The organism is Pseudarthrobacter sp. TE3704 (genome assembly GCF_056279405.1).
In genome coordinates this window covers 184,801-201,737 of the sequence record NZ_JBWCCJ010000005.1, presented here as the reverse complement: position 1 = coordinate 201,737, position 16,937 = coordinate 184,801, and the positions used below count along the sequence as shown (strand labels likewise).

Below are 16,937 nucleotides of genomic sequence, written 5' to 3'. Positions count from 1 at the left end.
GAAGAACATGCTGGGCTCAGGAGGGGCCGATGTACCCCTTGGCCATTCGGTAGTAGCTACCTCGCCGCATGTGCACCTAGCTCCACAGGACTTTCAACCCTTTCGGGCCGATTCCATAGAGGATCGCTTGGCGGCGGCGACACCTGCCCCCATGGAAAAGCCGTCCCGTTGGCACGGGACGGCTTCTCTATGGCCAAAGACTTTCAGATGGAACCGCGGCGGTCCCCACCTTCTGGTGCATCCGGGCCGGCGGTTCCATCTGAGCGTCGTTACTTCAAAGTCGCTGACCAGTCTCCGTCAGCAGTCACCTTGTACAGCCCCGGAGCCCAGACGACAGTGCCGGTGTAAGCACCGATCTCATTGATGAGCAGGTCCGGGCGGGTCCCGTACGTGTGCACCGCAATGTTGGACGTGCCGTTGTGCGTGAACGTCGCCGGCTTGGCAGCACCCTTGTAGTAGAAGACATCGTCCCCGTGGCCGGTCATCGGCGTTGAACCGTCGAAGGACCGGACGCTCGTCAGGGGAACAAGCTTGACCGTCCACCCGCCGCCGGCGGTGATCTTCAGGGCCGTCGTCTGGTCCCGGCTGCGGGCATCGAACAAAACGGTGCCGCTGTAGTTGCCGATCTCGTTCACCAGCAGGTCGGTCGTGTCCATCGTGGCGTCCAGGGTGTGGACGGCGAAGTTACTGCCGCCGGTGTGCTGAATGATCGCAACCTGGGCGCCGGTGCCGTGCTTGGTGATAGTGACAACGTCGTCCCCGAAGCCCGCGTACTCCTTCGGCGCGGCTGCAGCCTCAGCGGCGGCCTTCGCGGCGGCTTCCTCCGCTGCCTTCCTGGCTGCAATGTCGGCCTCTGCCTTTTCCAGGGCCGCCTTGGCAGCCTTCTCGTCGTCGTACTCCTTGGCCTGCTTCGGGCACATCTCGACGACCTTGCTGGCGGCCGCCTTGAACGGCTCGGCGACAAACTCGTAGCTGGCCCCTTGCGCGGCGGCCAGGTCGTTCAGCGGCTTGGACATGTCGGTGATCAGGGGCTTCAGCTCGTCATTGGCGGTGTTGCCGACGAACTCGAGATCGGTGGCGAAGATCTTCGCCTTGGTCTGATCGGACGCCGTTATGGCGTCGGGGAGATTGGTCAGGAAGGCGACCGCTCCGAACATCCGGCCCTCGTCACCATTGGCGAAGAGCTGGTGGCAGGTCTGGTCTGCGGTGAACGCAGCCTTGGTAGTTTCGGGTGCGGCTTCCGGTGATGATCCGGCGCTGGATCCGCCGCCGCAGCCGGTCAGCGCCAGGACGGCAGCCGCTGCGGCGGCCGGGAAAAGCTTATTCAATTGGTACCCCATGATTCGATGAAATAACGGAATCGTACGTCACGGCCCGGCATGTGACTTGCCGGGCCGCGTCATAATCCGATACGGAAGCTCAGCGCTGGATTTCCGGGGGCGTTGGGTGCCTGGCACTTCCCAAGAGAAGAGTGACCAGCGCCACCATGCGGGGCCGCGGGAGCGGTGAAAAAACGTCGGATGAGTATGTAAAAGTGAAGCTCATGAAGAAACTCATCGCACCCCTAGTGCTTGCTGCTGCCCTTGCCCTGACAGGGTGCGGCGGAGCAAGCACCGCCCCGGCAGGTGCTGCCGATTCCAAGACCACTGAAGAAGCACCCAAAAAGGCTCCTGACCTGACCGGGGTATGGAAACAGAGCAACCCCAACAGCGAGAAGTCCTACTAGCAGGCCACGATCACCGCCGAAACCATCACCGTCGAATGGGTCAGCGACGGCGGCAGCACGACCTCGATCTATTGGGTTGGAACGTTTGCTGCGCCGACTGACGCCACGGAACCATACACCTGGACCTCACAGAGGGACGCGGCGGCAACCGACACGGCGCTCCTGGCATCCACTGACGACGCCAAGGAGTTCAAGTACGAAGGCGACACCATCAGCTACAAGGTCAGCGCCCTTGGTACCACGACGACGGTAAATCTCAAGAAGAACTGATCCCCGGCACGAAGAACGCCCCGGCCAGCATTTGCTCGTCGGGGCGTTTTTGAACGGCTAATCGATCTCCGGAAGCCGCCGCAGGCAGGTTACGCCTTGCCCTGCCTGATGGCTTCGGCTTCCATCATGGCCACGTACTGCTTCACGCCGAGGATTACTTCGCGGTCACTCAAGCTGTCCTTTAGCATCCCGAGGCTTGTGTTGATCCTGATGATCTCGATCTTGTACCACCCGTTATCGGTCATGCCCGGCTTGAGTGCAGGCTCGGCCTGCCGGTATAGGTCTTCCATCGCGCCGACTGCAGCGATGGGCTCGGTGTGTTCCTTGTTGGCAATCGCCAAGGCTTCCTTCAAGGTGGTTGGCTCGAGGGGGACGGTTGGCGTGGGCGTGGCGCTTTTGGTGACGACCCCAGGTGATGAAGCAGTGGCAGTGGCAGCAGTCGTGGTAGCCGCAGGGGCGGAACACGCACCCAAGGCAGCAGCCAGCAGGACGACGGGCAGAACTGAGAGTTTCATTGGATCCAATTGAAGAAATACGGTTAATAGCTCACTGAGAATAATCGATTGTGTCTTAGACAAGGGCACAAGGCTGATTGGCTGGACGAGTTACGAAGGGCTGCTCGCGTCAGAGCCGAAGCCGGGGAGGGAGCTTCGCGTCGCCGGCGGTGCCGGTTCCTTTGCCGAGTGCGCGGCCACGGGAGCGCTCGGGCCGGACAGGTCCGGGCACGGGAGCGGTTGCTCCGTTGCGATCCATGGGTGATCCGATCAGGTGGGTCCGGTCGCCTTCGCGCATCCAGTGCGGGGTGGCCGCGAGCAGTGGGGCATGGTCAACAACGGCTGTGGCGTCGAAGGTTTGCCAGGGCGTGAACTTGTAGTCGCCGAGCAGCTCGCGCTTCACCCACTTGCCGGGGCCGTGAACGTTGTTGAGGGCGAAGTCGGCGGCCAGGGTGAAGAAGTCCTCGGACAGTTCATGGCGGGCGGGGAACCACTCATCCCACGCGGCGATGCCGATGCGTGCAGCAGGGGAGTCAGTGCCTGTGCCGGGGAATTCCTTCAGGACTGCGGCGACGCGGCGGTAGATCTCGTGACGCGGATCGCCGGACCTGTCCTTGGGCCGGTCGGGGTGGGGTGCGGCGATGAAGACGACGGTGAGACCGGAGGTTTCCAGGGGGCGTTCGCTGATCAGCTGTGCCCAGCGCCGGACCTTGTTCTCCAGGGATCGGGACGCGGTGGCGGTGAGTTCGTACGCGATGCGCAGCCCGTCGGTGCGGACGATGGTGCCGTCGGCCCGGCGGTTGTCCGGGTTCTTCACCTTCTTGCCCAGGCCTGTGCCGGCGAGCAGGTCAACGGTGGAGAACTTCTCACCCAGGACCGCGCCGATCGGCAAGTACTCGGCGGCGCGCAGGGCCAGCTCGGTGGAGAGCAGGTTGTGCCGGTCGTACTGGCCGCCGCCGGACCAGGGGTAGCCGCCGGTAACAGAGATCCACTCGGGCCAGGTCAGCTCCGGGGCGATCAGCTTGTCGAAGGTCTCGGAGTTGGACGGCCGGTACAGGGAGTTCCGGTCCAGGGCTGCGTCGGAGACTCCGGGCGCGGAGTAGGTGCCGACGTCCAGCAGGTGCAGGGAGATGGACGCGGCCAGGTTGGAGGAGGCGGAGTTCAGGTACAGCCGGGACCCGGTCATGGCTGCCAGCTGCTCGGCGGAGACGGTGCGCCAGGAATCGATGACGCCCCAGGCCGCCAGGCGTTCGCGCCGTCCCTGGTTGATGGTGAGCAGGCGCATCGCCTCGTCCTCGCCCATGAGGTAGCGGGCGTTCACCGACGAGGGTTTGGCTTCCTTGCGCTGCTGAAGCAGCGGCCGGTTGGACCAGGCCGCCTGGGAGCCGGGCGCCCACAGCCGGTCCCAGTACGGGTCGCGGCGGGAGTGGGTGGCCAGTTCATCGTCCGGGCAGGCGGAGGGGACGAGGGATGCGTGGACCGAGTCTGTGGCTGCGGTGCGGCGCGGGGTCAGCGTGGCGATGGGACTGCTCCTGCAGGAAGGGGCCGGGCGTAGCCCTGGGCGACGGGGTAGTTGGAGATGGTGGCTTCGAAATTGGGGAGCTTGACGATGAACGCGGCCTGGCGGCGCTGGTCCACGGAGGTGCGGACAACGACGTGGTACGGCTCCAGGTGCTGGATGTCCTCGACGCTCCAGTCACCGGTACCGACGTTGGAGGCCACCTCGCCGGCGGTCGTGACGTCCGTCTGGGCGAAGGAGATCAGGGTCGTGTAGGTGAGGAAGTTGTTGCGCAGCGCGGCACCGAGCTGCTCCGGCCGCTGCGTGGCGAGGATTGCGCGGATGCCGTAGGACCGGCCCTGGTCGCGGATCCAGCTGATGATCTCCGGCGAGGTGCCAGCCAGGAGGGAGAGCTCGTCGGCGAAGACGGTGACGGAGCGGCCCAGCTCCAGCCAGCCGGAGCAGTGGCGGACCATGGCGTTCTTCAGGGAGAACATCAGCATGGAGGAGATCATCTGGTTCTGGTTCTCCTCCAGGACGGCGCCCGAGGGGGAGGAGCCGGTGTTGATGACGACGGAGCGGTGGCCTTCGAGTACGTCAGCCCAGGTGACTTTGCGGCGGGCCGGTGACCACCAGGACTCGAGGTCGAGCATGGCGCTGACCTTGTTCCGCGGTGCTTCAAGGAAGGGGCGGCGCGCTGACTCGGTGCGGCCTTCGTACAGCGAGGCGATCGCCCCGTACGCCTGCTCCAGGACCGCGCTGGGGGTGTCGCGTTCGCGCATCTTCACGGCCAGAGATTTGATGGCGGCGGCCAGCTCGACACCGATTGCGTCGCCGCGGCCGCCGAGCAGCAGGTAGGCGTAGTAGATGGGGGAGCGGTTCGCTTCGATGGCGCGTTCGTCCCGGTCCTCCATGGAGTCCAGCAGTGCCTGGTCGATGGCGAGGGCTGCGGTGAAGACGCCGGTCAGTGTCTCGAAGGAGCGGTCGCCGATGGCTTCGCGGCCGAAGGTGTACTTCATGGCGTTGACGAAGAAGACCGCGCGCTGGGCGTGGTCGCCGGGGACGGCGAACATGTCGATGCCGGGGGTGGTCGGGTCCGCGGCGTCGATGACAAGGACCTTGTCGCCCAGGGTGTGGGCCCACTGCACGTACTTGGCCACGCCGTCACCCTTGGACTCGAACGCGATGAGGGTGTTGTGGCGGCCGGGGTATCCGGGCCGGCCGGAGGGGCGGACCCGTTCCAGGCAGTGCCAGCCGAAGAGGGAGCGAACCAGCAGGGACTTGCCTGAGCCGGGCTGGCCGACGATCGCGGTGCCGAAGAGCAGGGCTGCGGCGGACAGGTGCCGTGAGCCGTCGTCATTGCTGCCGAGCAGCGGGCCGATGTCCTGGAGGAGGTCCGGGGGTGTGGCGCGTGCGCGGGTGGCTGCGACACCGGAGATGGCGCCGGCGTGCGGGGAGACCATGCCGACGACGACGTTGGGTCCGACAATGAAGGCGTCCGGTGCCAGCGGGTAGTCACCGTCGGACGCGGCGATTCGCTTCTCGTAGGACTGACCGTTGGAGCCGGTGCGCTTGATGGTCTGTTCTTTGCGCGGCGGGTTGGGCTTGCCGCGGCGCGCGGGCGGCTCGGGGAAGGACGCCGTCTCCAACTTGGTGCGCAGCTTGGTGTCGGGGGAGACCAGCTTGCCGGTGAACGCACCTGCGGCGAGGATGCCCGCGATGACAGCCAAGCCGAGCAGGACCGGGGTGAGAAATCCGAAGGCGGCCGGTGCAAGTGCGACGACATCGGCGGGGATGAACGGGACACCGATGAGCGCTGCCGCTGCAAGGGCCGGGGCGATGAAGGCGCCAATGGCTGCGCGGTGCCGGGTGGCGGGGAAGGCGACTTCGGAATCGAGGTCGAAGCCCGGGAGCCCCGCGGTGACCTGGGCAAGGACGGAGCGAACTTCGTCCTTCGAGGACCCGCCGGCGGTGATGGAGACCACCATTGCTGCGGGGGAAGTGGAGTGGTGGACCGGGGTGGCGGTGCCGAGGCGGTTGGCCAACCAGGGCGAGTAGCGTTTCCGCTCCTTGTTCGACGGCGCGCGCATCGAGACGGCGACCCAGGAGTCGGCCGGAAGGGCGTTGGCCAGGATGCGGGGAAGCTCGGTCGGGTCAATGCCCGACTGGGTCTCGCGCAGTGCGGGGGAGTTGCGGTAGATCAGCTGTCCGATGGCGGGGGAGTCGGCCAGATCCGTGGGCAGCTCCGCCTCTTCGGCGCGGGCTCCGACGGTGTGCGCCAGGTGGATCGGCGCGTTGGCGGCGACCGTTTTGCCGTCGAGGATGACGTAGCCGTGAAGGCCGGTGGCCTCGCGGCGGGTGAGCAAAGTGGCTGCACCGTTCTGGGCGACGGCGGAAGCGAAAGTCCCGGCACGCTGCGTGAAGGTGGTGGGGTTGGTGTCGATGCCGCCTGCGCGGGCGAGCCGGAAAATCTTCAGGTCCATGCCCTAGACCATGCGTAGAACCAGCCCCTGGCCCTGAGAAACCTCATACCCCGGATAACCGCGATTCTGAATCACCGTTTTGGTAATGGAAAACCCGGTTATCCCCGGAAGCCGGGATCGGGCCCCTCACCCCCGCTTCAGGCCTATCCCACGTGTGGTTTGTGTAGGATAGAAGCCCTCATCTTCTCGGATCCCGCCTGTACTTGCTAGTGTGCGGCATCCCTCGCAGAGGAGCAGCCCTGCGGGCCGCTGGCCTTCGTCCCATTCGGTGGCCGGGCTCCGCCCTTGGCCTCACCCATCATGGCCCTCCGGCCGACCCCCAATCCGGCGGGACTGCGTCCCGGCCCGTCAGCCTGGGGCCACCAGGCAAAGGGGCTTCGCCCCAGGATGAGCCACTCATCACCCAGCCTCGGCTGTCAGTGAGCCGGTTGTGTAGCGCTGCGCGCGGCCACGTCGTGGAACAGCAGGTGGCTTGTCCTGCAGGAGGCTCGTGGTGTTAGGGGCTGCGCCCCGGGAAGGCAGGGGTCAACGACGAGTGCAAGCGTCAAGTCATCGATGAGTCATCGCGCTGCGCGAGCAGCGAGGAGCAACGCAAAGTCATCGAGCCGCGGCACGAACAGCTCGACGATCCGTGCAGCCAACGAAAAGTCCCCCGGACGGACGAAGTCCGGCTCCAGGCCGAAGGCCCCGTCGTTGCAGGCAGGCCATCCAATGAGAAGCCCCCGCTGCGAAGCAGCAGGTCAACGGGCCGGCAACGAGAAGCCCAACGGGAAGGGAAAGGGCCGGCGGCAGCCGGACCGGGAACACTCAACGGGGAACGAGCAGACAACGATTCGTGACACGAGACGCCATCCTTTCGGAGGACGAACCCCGCTGGGACGGTCCCGACGAGCCGGACCCTCTCAGCCCTGAAGACCGGAAGCAGTGGGATGAAATGCACCGGTTCTCGTACAACTTCGCCAACCCCGCCTATCTTGGGCTCACCGGCTTCGAGACACGCGACGACATCGAACAGTTTGCTGAATTCGCAGCCAACGCCTACATGGAGTTTGGCTGGAACCTGAACATGAGTCTGAACGACGTGGTCGACGACTGGCTACAGCAGGAACGGCCCTCGGCTAGAACCTGGAAGGCCCAGCCCTGTGGGGGCTGGGCCTTCCAGGTTCTAGCCAGTTATCAAACTGCTACCGGTACGCTCGGTCTTTCTTCCTGGGACCACTTGTCCGTCGTTGGCGAACTTCACCGACCTCCGTTGCGCATCTGACAACAAGATGAGGTCCCCTCAGGTATCGGCGTTCAGATGGCCTCGGGGAGCAGCTAACTGACAACCCCCGCACACATGCGTCCCATGCCTATCCTCGACACTGACTTCATGTTCGGCCGCCCCGTCAAGCACCACGTCACCCTCCTTGAGGACGCCAACGACGTCCACAACTTCAGCCAAGTCACCGACTGCTATCCAGGGCCGGACGGAACCTTCCGGCGGGACCCAAGGATTTTAGTCGTGACGACATCCCGCTGCTTGGGTCCTACTTCGTCGAAGAACTCGATGAGGACGGCGACCGCACCGGACGCTTCTACGTGCTTACTCCTGACGAGTTCTGCAGCCAGCCCGAGCACAGCGAACCCCGCCGACAGCACGGCATCCAGTGGCTGGTAACGCCCGAGCAGGTCGCCCCGCACCTGTCGGTAGCCTACGCGGAGGACAGCTACCGAGGAGGCATTACCTTCTAGAAATCGGAAGGACCCGGCGCCGCTAACGTGGCCGGGTCCTTCCCGTCGCTTACCGGAACTGGTAGTCCGCGTCCCAACCAGGGGCCTCTTCGGCTCCCATGGCTTCGGCAAGGGTGGAGGTCAGATCCTCGAAAAACTCATCCCAAATTTCCAGCAGCTCGCCGAGCGTAAACACCATAGGAGACGTCCGGTGTGATTCCGGAGAGGACGCCTCCATTTGTTCCACGAGGGCTTCCAGGTGTCGTGTGCATACCCCGCAGACTTTCACCGAGGGATGGTCGGCGTCCTCCACATCCCCGAGCCCAAAGCCTTTGGGTGCGATTCCAACGACAAATTTTGAGGGCCGCCGTGAACAGCCGACCAAGATGCCTCCGACAACATCCCCGACACAGGCAACGGCGTCCTTGCTGGACGGTTTCGGGGGGATCATGCCCGGGTCCTTCTGTGGGCCTGGTGAGCCAGCCCGACCTGTCGTTGCCAGAACTCGAGCTCAGGCTCCTTGTCCGGGTCGTACAGACCTTCCTGCTGTGCGAGGGTGAAGAAGCCCTTCCCGGGGTAGTTCTCGCCGGAGAGTTTCACCAGGGCAGTCAGCATGTAATCACTGCCTGCTTCCCGGTCGAGCTCGTGGATCCTCACCAAGAGGCGGCTGATGTCTGCGCGGCCGGCCTCGGTCCCAAGATTGCATGCCGGGAGCCCGGTTGCTTCGGCCAGCTCCTTGTTGAAGTTCCCGTAGTCGATCAGGCTGGCCCTTCGGGCCACATCCTTGAGGATCCGCCGGCCCTCCACCGTCAGCTCCTTCCATTCAGCGTCGCTATACATGTCGTCCCCTCGTCGTTTTGCTCGAAGCCTAGCAGCGAGCAAGCTCAGGTCTTCGTGCCCTAGCCGCTGGACATCCGACTGCCTCCTCTTCCCATGGCGAGAGCAACGGCTCATTATCGATTGAAGTGGAAGCCGGGGAAAAGGTGGCAGAGAATGTTTCGACTCACCATGAAGCCCAGGCCTGGCGATGTGTTCCGACTGCTGGCCGGAAGGCTTGACGTAGACGACACTCTGCGTGCGGTCTGGCTGCGGCGCGGACGTGCATTTCTACAACCGGTGATCGACCTCGAATCCTCCGGCCCGTTCGCTGGCTTGGAGGGCCACGTGAGATCTATTGACGTGGAGGACCCGACACCCGTGGACATCCGTGAATGTGCCTATCGTGTGGAAGCCCGGCGCTGCCTCTTGTCGTCCCTGGCAAGCTGGTCAATTGCGGCCCTCATAGCGATCGCGGCCGCTTCTGTGCTGACAACTTTCCTATCAGGGCTTCTGGGAGGCATCATAATCGCGGCTGTCGGCCTGTTAGCAGTACGTTTCATCCATGCCAGGGGTCTAAGGATGTGCAGGAAGGCAGTAGAGCTTCATCAGGGTCTTGAACCTTTAGCGTGGGCCCTCTACTACCCCGTCCAGCTTGCCCAGGGTGTTCTCCGCACCGATGAGTACCTCTGTACCAGCAACGACCCACCGCTCGTTGTCCAGCTGAAGGAAGTGCAGACACCCATTCGGAGGGCGGAAGATGGCCATGCCCTGCCTGGTCAGGACGAGCAGGTGCGTAAGGCCGCCCTGTTCTTAGGTCATGTCGCCCCGTCTATATTTGGGACTGTAGATGTTGGCAGGAGTATGGCGGGCAACTTAGGTCGAAGCGCCGAAGCAGCCAGAGAGCTCATTGCTCTTGAATACAAGGCCTCCCTTTGCAACCCCGCTCTGTGGGAACCTGCACGAAGAACACGCGCAACGGACGCCATCGCGGAAGGGGTTGCCGGCCGTGCTTACAACTTTCTGATGGATGAGGCGAGGACCCTTGCCAGCGTTCCCCGACCCCGTATCGGGGAGGCAGAGCTGTCGCTGCCACTGCATCAGCTGGCGAGGCTCCCGGCGTTCCAAGAGATGGTAAAGGAGTCCCAAGCCATCCTGGCAACAGCGGAGCGCGTAGCGGGCGGAATGCACCCCGCCGCGGCAAACGATTGGAGTCCGCCTGCCCATCCAAACCTGCTTCACCAGATCCTGGCAGCAGTTTGCATAGGCGCAGCTGCCATCTTCTACCTCCAAGGATTCCCGCCGCAATTTGCGGAGACCGCACTAAACATTGGGGCCATACTTATTCCGGGAGTGGTCGGACAGGTTATCAAGGAAGGTTCGGCACTGGCAGGTGTTACTCCGTCGCTGGTTAGCGCCGACGCCAAATAGAAGGCCCGTCGAGCCTCCTGGGCATCTGCGTGCGCCTCTCCGTACACATAGGGTCCATGACCAGTGACCTGACTCGATATGCCAAAGCCGCCCAGCACCTGCCCATGGCATGGCTGACGGAATCAGAGTTTCCGCCAAGGACCTCGTTAAGCAGTGCTTTGAGGACGCCATCGCCGAACTTCCGGGGCCGAAGGGCTACGACGACAATCCGGTCCACTCCGCCCTGTCAGCCATCGTCAGCGGGCGCGTCCTTGTAGTCGCCGTGGTCCCCAAGGGAGCCATGAATCCTCGGCCTGAGCTTCTACTTCCGTTTCCGCAACGACTACGCCTCGCTAACAGTAGGTGTCTCCGAACCGGTCGGAGCCGGCGGGGTGACCGGCGATCCCTATGCCGGCTCACTCCCCAGCGACGAGTTCGAAGACCTCTTCCGCAGGCTCCTCAAGCGCTACCTCCGAGCACTCGCGCTCTGACGCAGCCCAAGGGCTTGGAGAGGGGGCCATCTGTTCCAGCCGTGGGGAGGCGCAGCTCACGTCGCTAGTTCTTGTCAGTCTGATCATCAAAGGGGTAGCTTGTAATTGTCAGAGTGATAATAATGAAGATCGGAACGACGATGACAGCCCTGCTCGACTGGATGAACTCCGCAGCTATCCCCAACCTCCTCGGCGCTCCAGTGAGCTGGATCGAGATCATCGGCTTCGTGACCGGAGCGGCCTGCGTCTACGGGGTCGCCAAGCAGAAGCTGTGGAACTGGCCCATCGGCATCCTGAACAATCTCGCGTTCATCATCCTGTTCCTGGGCGCCGGCCTCTACGGCGAGACCGTCCTGCAGGTCATCTTCGCCGCCGTCGCCGTCTACGGCTGGTACAACTGGCTTCGCGGCAAGGCCAGCACCGACAGCAAGAACGACCTGCCCATCCGGGACGCCGGTCGCAATGAGATCCTCGTGGGCATCGCCGCCACCCTGGCCGGCACGGCCGCCGTCGCAATGGTCCTCACCCACGGCACCGACTCCGAAGTTCCCTGGCCCGACGCCTTCGTCCTGACCGCGTCCCTGGTGGCCACGTACGGCCAGGCCAAGAAGATCTTCCAGCACTGGTACGTCTGGATCCTCATCGACGTCGTATCCATACCGCTGTACTTCAGCCGCGGCCTGACGCTCACCGCCATCCTCTACGTCGGCTTCCTTGCCCTGTGCATCTACGGCCTCATCGACTGGAAGCGCACCCGCAGCCTCGCGACACCGACCACCCCCGCGACCGTCACGGCAGGAGCCTGAGATGTACAAGCAGTCCATGGTCATCGGCAAGTTCTACCCGCCTCACGCAGGCCACGCCCACCTGATCGCCTCCGCCGCCGCACAGTCCGAAAAGGTCGCAGTCCTCGTCCTGGGCAACCGCTTCGAATCCGTCACGGTCGCCGAGCGCGCCAAGTGGCTGGCAGCCGAGTTCGAGGACACCAACGTCCAGGTCATCGCCATGCGCAATGACTGCCCCGAGGACTACCACTCCGACGAGATCTGGAAAGCCCAGAACGAGCTCATGCGCCTTGCCCTGAAAACCCACGGCATCGCGAAGGTCGACGCGGTCTTCAGCTCGGAGGAATACGGCACCCAGCTGGCTGCCTACTTCGGCGCCGAGCACGTCCTCGTGGACCTGTCCCGGACCACCTACCCGATTAGCGGCACGCTCTGCCGGGACGACCTCGGTGCGGCTTGGCCCTACATCATCAGCCCGGCCCGGCAGGAGCTGGCCACCCGGATCATCATCGTCGGCGCCGAATCCACCGGCACCACCACGCTCACCAAGGCGCTCATGGAGCACTACCGGCCCCGCTTCCCGAAGCTGGCCGACGTCCCGGAGTACGGCCGCGACTACACCTACGAGAAGTTCGACGCACTGCGCGCCGAGAAGCCGGACGCAGTGCTGGCAGAGATGGAATGGACCGCACAGGATTTCAGCCGCATCGCAGCCCGGCAGAACGAGCTCGAGAACGCTGCTGCCGATGTCTGCCCACTGGTTATCGCTGACACCGATACCCTGGCCACCACTCTCTGGGAGCGGTTCTACGTGGGGGAGCGCAGCTACGGCTCCTACCACGCCATGGACAACCTGCCTCGCCGGGACCTGTACCTGATCACTGACCATGAGGGCGTCGACTTCGAAGACGACGGCTGGCGCGAAGGCGAACACCGCCGGGCCGAAATGACCGAATGGTTCAAGGAGACCCTGACGGAGGAAGGCCACTCATGGATACTGGTCAGTGGTGACCACGACCGCCGGATGAAGACCGCCGTCGAGATCATCGACCTGATCCTCGCCCAGAGGGCCGACTTCACCTCCCCGCCCTGGGCCACCCGCACCGTCCTGGAAGGAGCAACGGCATGACGCCTGAAGCGAAGGCCGAGAAGGACTTCCTCGAGTCCTACCAGCCCAAGGACTACCCTTCCATCGCGCTGACCTCGGACCTGGTGGTCTTCGCCGTGACCGGGGGAGTGCTGAACGCGGCCCTGGTCCGCAGGGGCGGCCACCCGTTCAAGGACGCTCTGGCTCTGCCCGGCGGCTTCGTCGGGCCTCAGGAATCAGCCGAGCAGGCCGCCTACCGTGAGCTTGCCGAGGAGACAGGCCTGGATCTCGGGCAGCTGCCGGTCCACGTCGAACAGCTCGCCACCTACACCGCCCCGGACCGGGACCCCCGCATGCGGGTTGTCTCCGTCGCCCACCTGGTCCTGCTCGCCACCGACGGACAGTCGCTGCCCGAGATCTCTGCCGGCACCGACGCCGCAGCCGCCGCCTGGCATCCCGTCCACGACACCCTCCGCACCAATGAACTGGCGTTCGATCACGCCACCATCCTCCGCGACGGCCTGGACCGGCTGGCCGGCAAGATGGAATACACCATGATGTCCGCCCGACTGTTGCCCGACGAGTTCACCATGACGCAGCTGCGCACGGTGTACGAGGCGGTCTGGAATGTCCCATTGGCCCCCGGGAATTTCACCCGCAAGATGACACCCCAACTGGAAGACACCGGAAAGAAGACTCGAAAAGCAGGAATCGGCGCGCCGGCAGCCCTGTTCACGGCCACCGACCGGCCAATCCACCCACCCCTGGCCAAACCCCGTGCAGCCTGAGTTCAAAGGAGTCGAGGGAGAGCAACCATGGTAGAGAAGAATCCGGACGCTGGCTCAAACACAGGGCGTCCTAAAGAGCTGACTGAGGAGGACCTGCGCCTGGGTAGGCGTGCGGTAAAACTCAAAACACAATTATGCGTCCTCGCATTCTTTGCCTGTGCGGTGATTGCCGTTTTTGTCTTCGTGAACGTTCCGTTGGAAACGAGAATGCCGTATGACGGGAAGTTCAATAGGAGCGGAACTGGCATACCGATGCCGATTGCGATGCTCCCAGCTCTGATCATGCTGTTTCTTCTGTGGCGCTCGGGAGCCAAGCCTGATGCTCATCACATGGGAAAGGCTTCGCGTGCTGCATACTATGTCCTTGCCCCCGTATTGATTCTCGGCTGTGTAGTCGGACAATGGACATTTGCCAAAGCACTTCTTGAAGCTGGCGGATTTTTTGGCTGAGGTGCCCCGTTGCTCGACATGGGTTGATGCGCTGGTGAGCTTGCCCCCTGTAACCGTCTGACCAGCACATATGGAAATGGCGAGGCTCGGATACGCTATCCCTAGCCGGTCAACTTCCGGCGAACACATGGGGGAACAATGCGCATCAACACAGGGGCCGGACTATGCCTCGCCATCCTTGCCGGACCACTGCTCCTGGCCGCGCCTGCTCACGCCAAAGAGGTGTGCTGGACTGCCGGTAATGGCCAAGTGGTCTGCCATGACGACGGCACCGGCCCCGGCACAGGCGGAGGCAACAACGGAGGAGTCGGCAACGTTGGCGGAGGTGGGGGGACGTCCCCTGGCGCAGTTCCGCCTCCACCGCCTGCCCCAGCTCCAGCACCTCCAATCGTAGCTCCGGCTCCGCCCCCGGCTTATGTCCCAGCGCCTGCAGCTCCCGCTCCAGCACCGGCGGCTCCGGCCCCTGCTGCCCAGCACAATGCGCAGCCGCAGGCCCCCGCCGCCCGGCCCCAAGCTCCTCTTGTCGGCCAGGCACCAGCCGCCGCTGCTCCCGTTGCCGCTCAGGCCCAGGCTCCTGCCGGAACGGTTGCCCAGCAAACGCAATCTGAGAGCGGTGCGGTGCCCAAGGCCGACGTCCCGGCAGGCGTCGCAACACCGGCAGCAGATGGTGGCACCGGAGCGCCGACAACTACCCCCTCAGCAACGTCTTCAGCCGCACCGTCGGCGAAAGCCACTGAGTCCGCCGCTCCCACCGTCATTCGTGCTGAGAGCGCTTCGTCCTCCGGAAGGCTGTCCCCGGCTGTCATCATCGGAATCGTCGTCGGTGGCATCCTGATCGCCGGTGCCGCTGCGACCGCCTACATCTTTGTCCTGCGCCCCCGACAGCTCGGCCGCCGGAGCATGGGAGGCTCACGTGCATAGACAGCTCCGCGCATCAGCCGTCATGCTCGCGGTTCTCAGCGGACCGCTGCTCCTGGCCACCCCCGCCCCGGCCGCACAGGTCTGCTATACGGCGCCCAATGGAGCCACTGACTGCTACGACGATGGCTCCGGTGGAGTGGCTCCTGGCACAGGCAGTGTCGGGGGAGGAGGCGGCATCTACACTCCGCCTGCTGCTCCTGCTCCGGCCGCCCCGCCGGCTGTGGCACCCGCACCCGCTCCTGCTCCCGTTGTCGTCCCGGCTCCTGCAGCGCCCGCAGCCCCTGCGCCCGCACCTGCCCCGGCAAACGTGCAGCTGAACATCGAGCCGGTCGCCCCGGCTGCCCAGGTGCCAGCACCGGGAGTGGTCCGGGCTCCGGCTCGCGCCGATGTTGCTGGTGCGCCTGCCGTCGACCAGCCACCTGCCGGGCAAATGCCCGCGGCCGAGGCTGGGGTTCCAGCTGGCGCACCAGCGGAAGTAGTAGCAGAGTCGACCGTTGAGACGGCGGCGGCCATTGCGACAGCATCCGGATCGGCCACACCATCACCTAGCTCGTCAGCGACGGCTTCCGAGAGCGCCGCGCGGATCGCGATCAAGGTGGACACCGCATCGGCATCAGCCGAAGCACCAACCGGGCTCGTCCTAGTCCTGTCCACAGCCGGGCTTCTGATCACTGGGCTCGCGGCGGCCGCCTACCTGTTCATCATCCGACCACGCCGGGCCGGCCGCCGGACAGGAGGTGACCGTGCGTAGGCGGACTTCTGAGGCTGTTGCCGGCGTCGTCCTGTTCGCAGCTCTGTCACTCGGTTCGGTAGGGTCCGCCCAGGCCTCCTGCACGAACACGGTTATCAACGGGGTCACCATATGTGTCCCCAACAGCGATGGCGGTGTTGCCGGCGGCGGGGGAGATGTTGTCGGCGGCGGGGGAGGGTCCGCCGTCCCAGGCGCAGCGGGCACCATTGTTGTCGGCGGAGGCGGTGGGCCCATGCCTGTGCCGCAGGCTCCGGCGCCTGCAGCCCCGTACGTTCCCCCGGTCCAGGCTCCGGTCCAGGCTCCTGCCCCCGCTGCGCCAGCTCCCATTGCTGTCACGGCAGCGCCTGCCGTGGGCCAATACGTCGCCCCGAAGAATTTCGCGGAACCGCAACGCGAAGTGACCGCCGTGGTGCCGCCCGTTGGCCAACCAGTCCCCGGCACTCAAGCTGCCCCGGCTAAAGCCGTCGCCGAAGCGCCCGCAGCCGAGGCCGAGGCCCCAGTAGAAGCAAAGCCTGTCGCCGGAGAGACGGCCGGCGCCACTGCGGAGCAGGCGCCTACAGCCCAGGAAGACGCTGCACCTGCTGCAACCCCTTCCAGTGGCGCCCTTGACGGTGTGCCGACATCCGATGCGGAAACCACCGCCGGTGGGTTCATCGCAGGCGTCCTCGGTGTGCTCGTTGTGACGGGTGCGGTCCTGTACTGGCGGAAGGGGCGACCAACCGCCCAGCAGTGAGGGCCAGTGCGTGGCCCTGACCGCCGGCTGGTGACGAGGTCGGGGGCCACCGCACGCATGGGCTCCATGGACGCAAAGGAAAGAGCCGAAAACCTCCGCGCTGCCCGCTGGGCAAGGGAACAGCTGGCCACCATCGACGGGGTCATCGCCTACATGGAGGCCACCGCGGAGGCGTCCTGGCGGGTGAAAACCGTCCGTTCCAAGGACGGCACCACCAACTGCTTCTTCGGGCACCTGTTCAACATGGGAGCCAACGACACCGAGGGTAGCGCCCTGTGGCACACCTTCGAGGACATCTGGTCCACGACCTACCGGATCTACCCGATCAACGACGGCGAGAACCCGTCCTACCCGCAGGCGACCCCGAAGCAGCGTGTTCTTGCGTTCCTCCGCGACCTTCGGGATGGCAAAGCCCAGACCACGGAGGAATCCATGGAGGCCTGCTACCAGCTCCACCTGGCCGCGGAAGCCGAGGAGAAAGCCCGGCTGGCGGCCGTGGCGGCAGTTGCTGCATAGAAGCT

The 16,937-nt window shown here is 64.7% G+C and carries 19 protein-coding genes; 12 read left to right on the top strand and 7 right to left on the bottom strand.

Annotated features, from left to right (window positions below):
• Positions 1 to 269: 269 nt before the first annotated feature.
• On the bottom strand, positions 270 to 1,340 hold the full coding sequence (locus ACZ9BC_RS15180; protein WP_476246670.1) for a hypothetical protein: 1,071 nt from the start codon (positions 1,338 to 1,340) through the stop codon (positions 270 to 272).
• A 203-nt stretch (positions 1,341 to 1,543) separates the two neighbouring features.
• Here ACZ9BC_RS15180 and ACZ9BC_RS15175 point away from each other — a divergent pair, with 203 nt between their 5' ends.
• Positions 1,544 to 1,726, top strand: coding sequence for a hypothetical protein (locus ACZ9BC_RS15175; RefSeq protein WP_476246669.1), 183 nt, complete (start codon positions 1,544 to 1,546; stop codon positions 1,724 to 1,726).
• Between the two features lie 359 nt (positions 1,727 to 2,085).
• On the opposite strand, the gene ACZ9BC_RS15170 is transcribed toward ACZ9BC_RS15175, so the two are convergent.
• From ACZ9BC_RS15170 to ACZ9BC_RS15160, 3 genes are all read right to left on the bottom strand, one after another.
• The gene (locus ACZ9BC_RS15170; RefSeq protein ID WP_476246668.1) at positions 2,086 to 2,511 is read right to left on the bottom strand and encodes a hypothetical protein; all 426 of its coding nucleotides are present in this window, start codon (positions 2,509 to 2,511) and stop codon (positions 2,086 to 2,088) included.
• Between the two features lie 109 nt (positions 2,512 to 2,620).
• Complete coding sequence (locus ACZ9BC_RS15165; RefSeq protein ID WP_476246667.1) at positions 2,621 to 3,811, bottom strand: hypothetical protein; 1,191 nt, start codon at positions 3,809 to 3,811, stop codon at positions 2,621 to 2,623.
• 188 nt (positions 3,812 to 3,999) lie between these two features.
• Positions 4,000 to 6,471 carry a type IV secretory system conjugative DNA transfer family protein gene (locus ACZ9BC_RS15160; protein ID WP_476246666.1) on the bottom strand — a complete coding sequence of 824 codons (2,472 nt, stop codon included), beginning with the start codon at positions 6,469 to 6,471 and terminating at the stop codon, positions 4,000 to 4,002.
• 835 nt (positions 6,472 to 7,306) lie between these two features.
• Here ACZ9BC_RS15160 and ACZ9BC_RS15155 point away from each other — a divergent pair.
• A complete protein-coding gene (locus ACZ9BC_RS15155; RefSeq protein ID WP_476246665.1) occupies positions 7,307 to 7,735 on the top strand; it encodes a hypothetical protein in 429 nt (142 codons plus the stop codon).
• Positions 7,736 to 7,926: 191 nt separating this feature from the next.
• Here the strand turns inward: ACZ9BC_RS15155 and ACZ9BC_RS15150 are convergent, their stop codons facing one another.
• The 3 genes from ACZ9BC_RS15150 to ACZ9BC_RS15140 all read right to left on the bottom strand — a co-directional run bounded on the left by ACZ9BC_RS15150 (position 7,927) and on the right by ACZ9BC_RS15140 (position 9,024).
• Positions 7,927 to 8,154: a hypothetical protein gene (locus ACZ9BC_RS15150; RefSeq protein WP_476246664.1), complete on the bottom strand. Its 228-nt coding sequence runs from the start codon at positions 8,152 to 8,154 to the stop codon at positions 7,927 to 7,929.
• A 100-nt stretch (positions 8,155 to 8,254) separates the two neighbouring features.
• A complete protein-coding gene (locus tag ACZ9BC_RS15145; RefSeq protein WP_476246663.1) occupies positions 8,255 to 8,383 on the bottom strand; it encodes a hypothetical protein in 129 nt (42 codons plus the stop codon).
• Between the two features lie 248 nt (positions 8,384 to 8,631).
• Entirely contained in the window at positions 8,632 to 9,024 is a 393-nt protein-coding gene (locus ACZ9BC_RS15140; RefSeq protein WP_476246662.1) for a hypothetical protein, read from the bottom strand.
• Between the two features lie 153 nt (positions 9,025 to 9,177).
• Between ACZ9BC_RS15140 and ACZ9BC_RS15135 the strand changes: the two genes are divergently transcribed.
• The 10 genes from ACZ9BC_RS15135 to ACZ9BC_RS15090 all read left to right on the top strand — a co-directional run bounded on the left by ACZ9BC_RS15135 (position 9,178) and on the right by ACZ9BC_RS15090 (position 16,932).
• Positions 9,178 to 10,431, top strand: a complete 1,254-nt coding sequence (locus tag ACZ9BC_RS15135; protein ID WP_476246661.1) for a hypothetical protein — start codon at positions 9,178 to 9,180, stop codon at positions 10,429 to 10,431.
• Between the two features lie 592 nt (positions 10,432 to 11,023).
• Positions 11,024 to 11,707 carry a nicotinamide riboside transporter PnuC gene (pnuC, locus tag ACZ9BC_RS15130; RefSeq protein WP_476246660.1) on the top strand — a complete coding sequence of 228 codons (684 nt, stop codon included), beginning with the start codon at positions 11,024 to 11,026 and terminating at the stop codon, positions 11,705 to 11,707.
• Position 11,708: 1 nt separating this feature from the next.
• The gene (locus ACZ9BC_RS15125) at positions 11,709 to 12,815 is read left to right on the top strand and encodes an AAA family ATPase (RefSeq protein ID WP_476246659.1); all 1,107 of its coding nucleotides are present in this window, start codon (positions 11,709 to 11,711) and stop codon (positions 12,813 to 12,815) included.
• The gene (locus ACZ9BC_RS15120; RefSeq protein WP_476246658.1) at positions 12,812 to 13,561 is read left to right on the top strand and encodes an NUDIX hydrolase; all 750 of its coding nucleotides are present in this window, start codon (positions 12,812 to 12,814) and stop codon (positions 13,559 to 13,561) included. Before ACZ9BC_RS15125 ends, ACZ9BC_RS15120 begins: the two co-directional genes overlap by 4 nt.
• Before the next feature lie 27 nt (positions 13,562 to 13,588).
• Positions 13,589 to 14,011: a hypothetical protein gene (locus ACZ9BC_RS15115; RefSeq protein WP_476246657.1), complete on the top strand. Its 423-nt coding sequence runs from the start codon at positions 13,589 to 13,591 to the stop codon at positions 14,009 to 14,011.
• 241 nt (positions 14,012 to 14,252) lie between these two features.
• The gene (locus ACZ9BC_RS15110) at positions 14,253 to 14,405 is read left to right on the top strand and encodes a hypothetical protein (RefSeq protein WP_476246656.1); all 153 of its coding nucleotides are present in this window, start codon (positions 14,253 to 14,255) and stop codon (positions 14,403 to 14,405) included.
• Positions 14,406 to 14,629: 224 nt separating this feature from the next.
• Positions 14,630 to 14,932 (top strand): hypothetical protein, encoded by a 303-nt coding sequence (locus ACZ9BC_RS15105; RefSeq protein WP_476246655.1) that lies wholly within the window; start codon positions 14,630 to 14,632, stop codon positions 14,930 to 14,932.
• A complete protein-coding gene (locus ACZ9BC_RS15100) occupies positions 14,925 to 15,683 on the top strand; it encodes a hypothetical protein (protein WP_476246654.1) in 759 nt (252 codons plus the stop codon). Before ACZ9BC_RS15105 ends, ACZ9BC_RS15100 begins: the two co-directional genes overlap by 8 nt.
• Entirely contained in the window at positions 15,676 to 16,416 is a 741-nt protein-coding gene (locus ACZ9BC_RS15095) for a hypothetical protein (protein ID WP_476246653.1), read from the top strand. The genes ACZ9BC_RS15100 and ACZ9BC_RS15095 overlap by 8 nt, the downstream gene beginning before the upstream one ends.
• A gap of 66 nt (positions 16,417 to 16,482) precedes the next feature.
• Positions 16,483 to 16,932: a hypothetical protein gene (locus ACZ9BC_RS15090; RefSeq protein WP_476246652.1), complete on the top strand. Its 450-nt coding sequence runs from the start codon at positions 16,483 to 16,485 to the stop codon at positions 16,930 to 16,932.
• Positions 16,933 to 16,937: the final 5 nt, after the last annotated feature.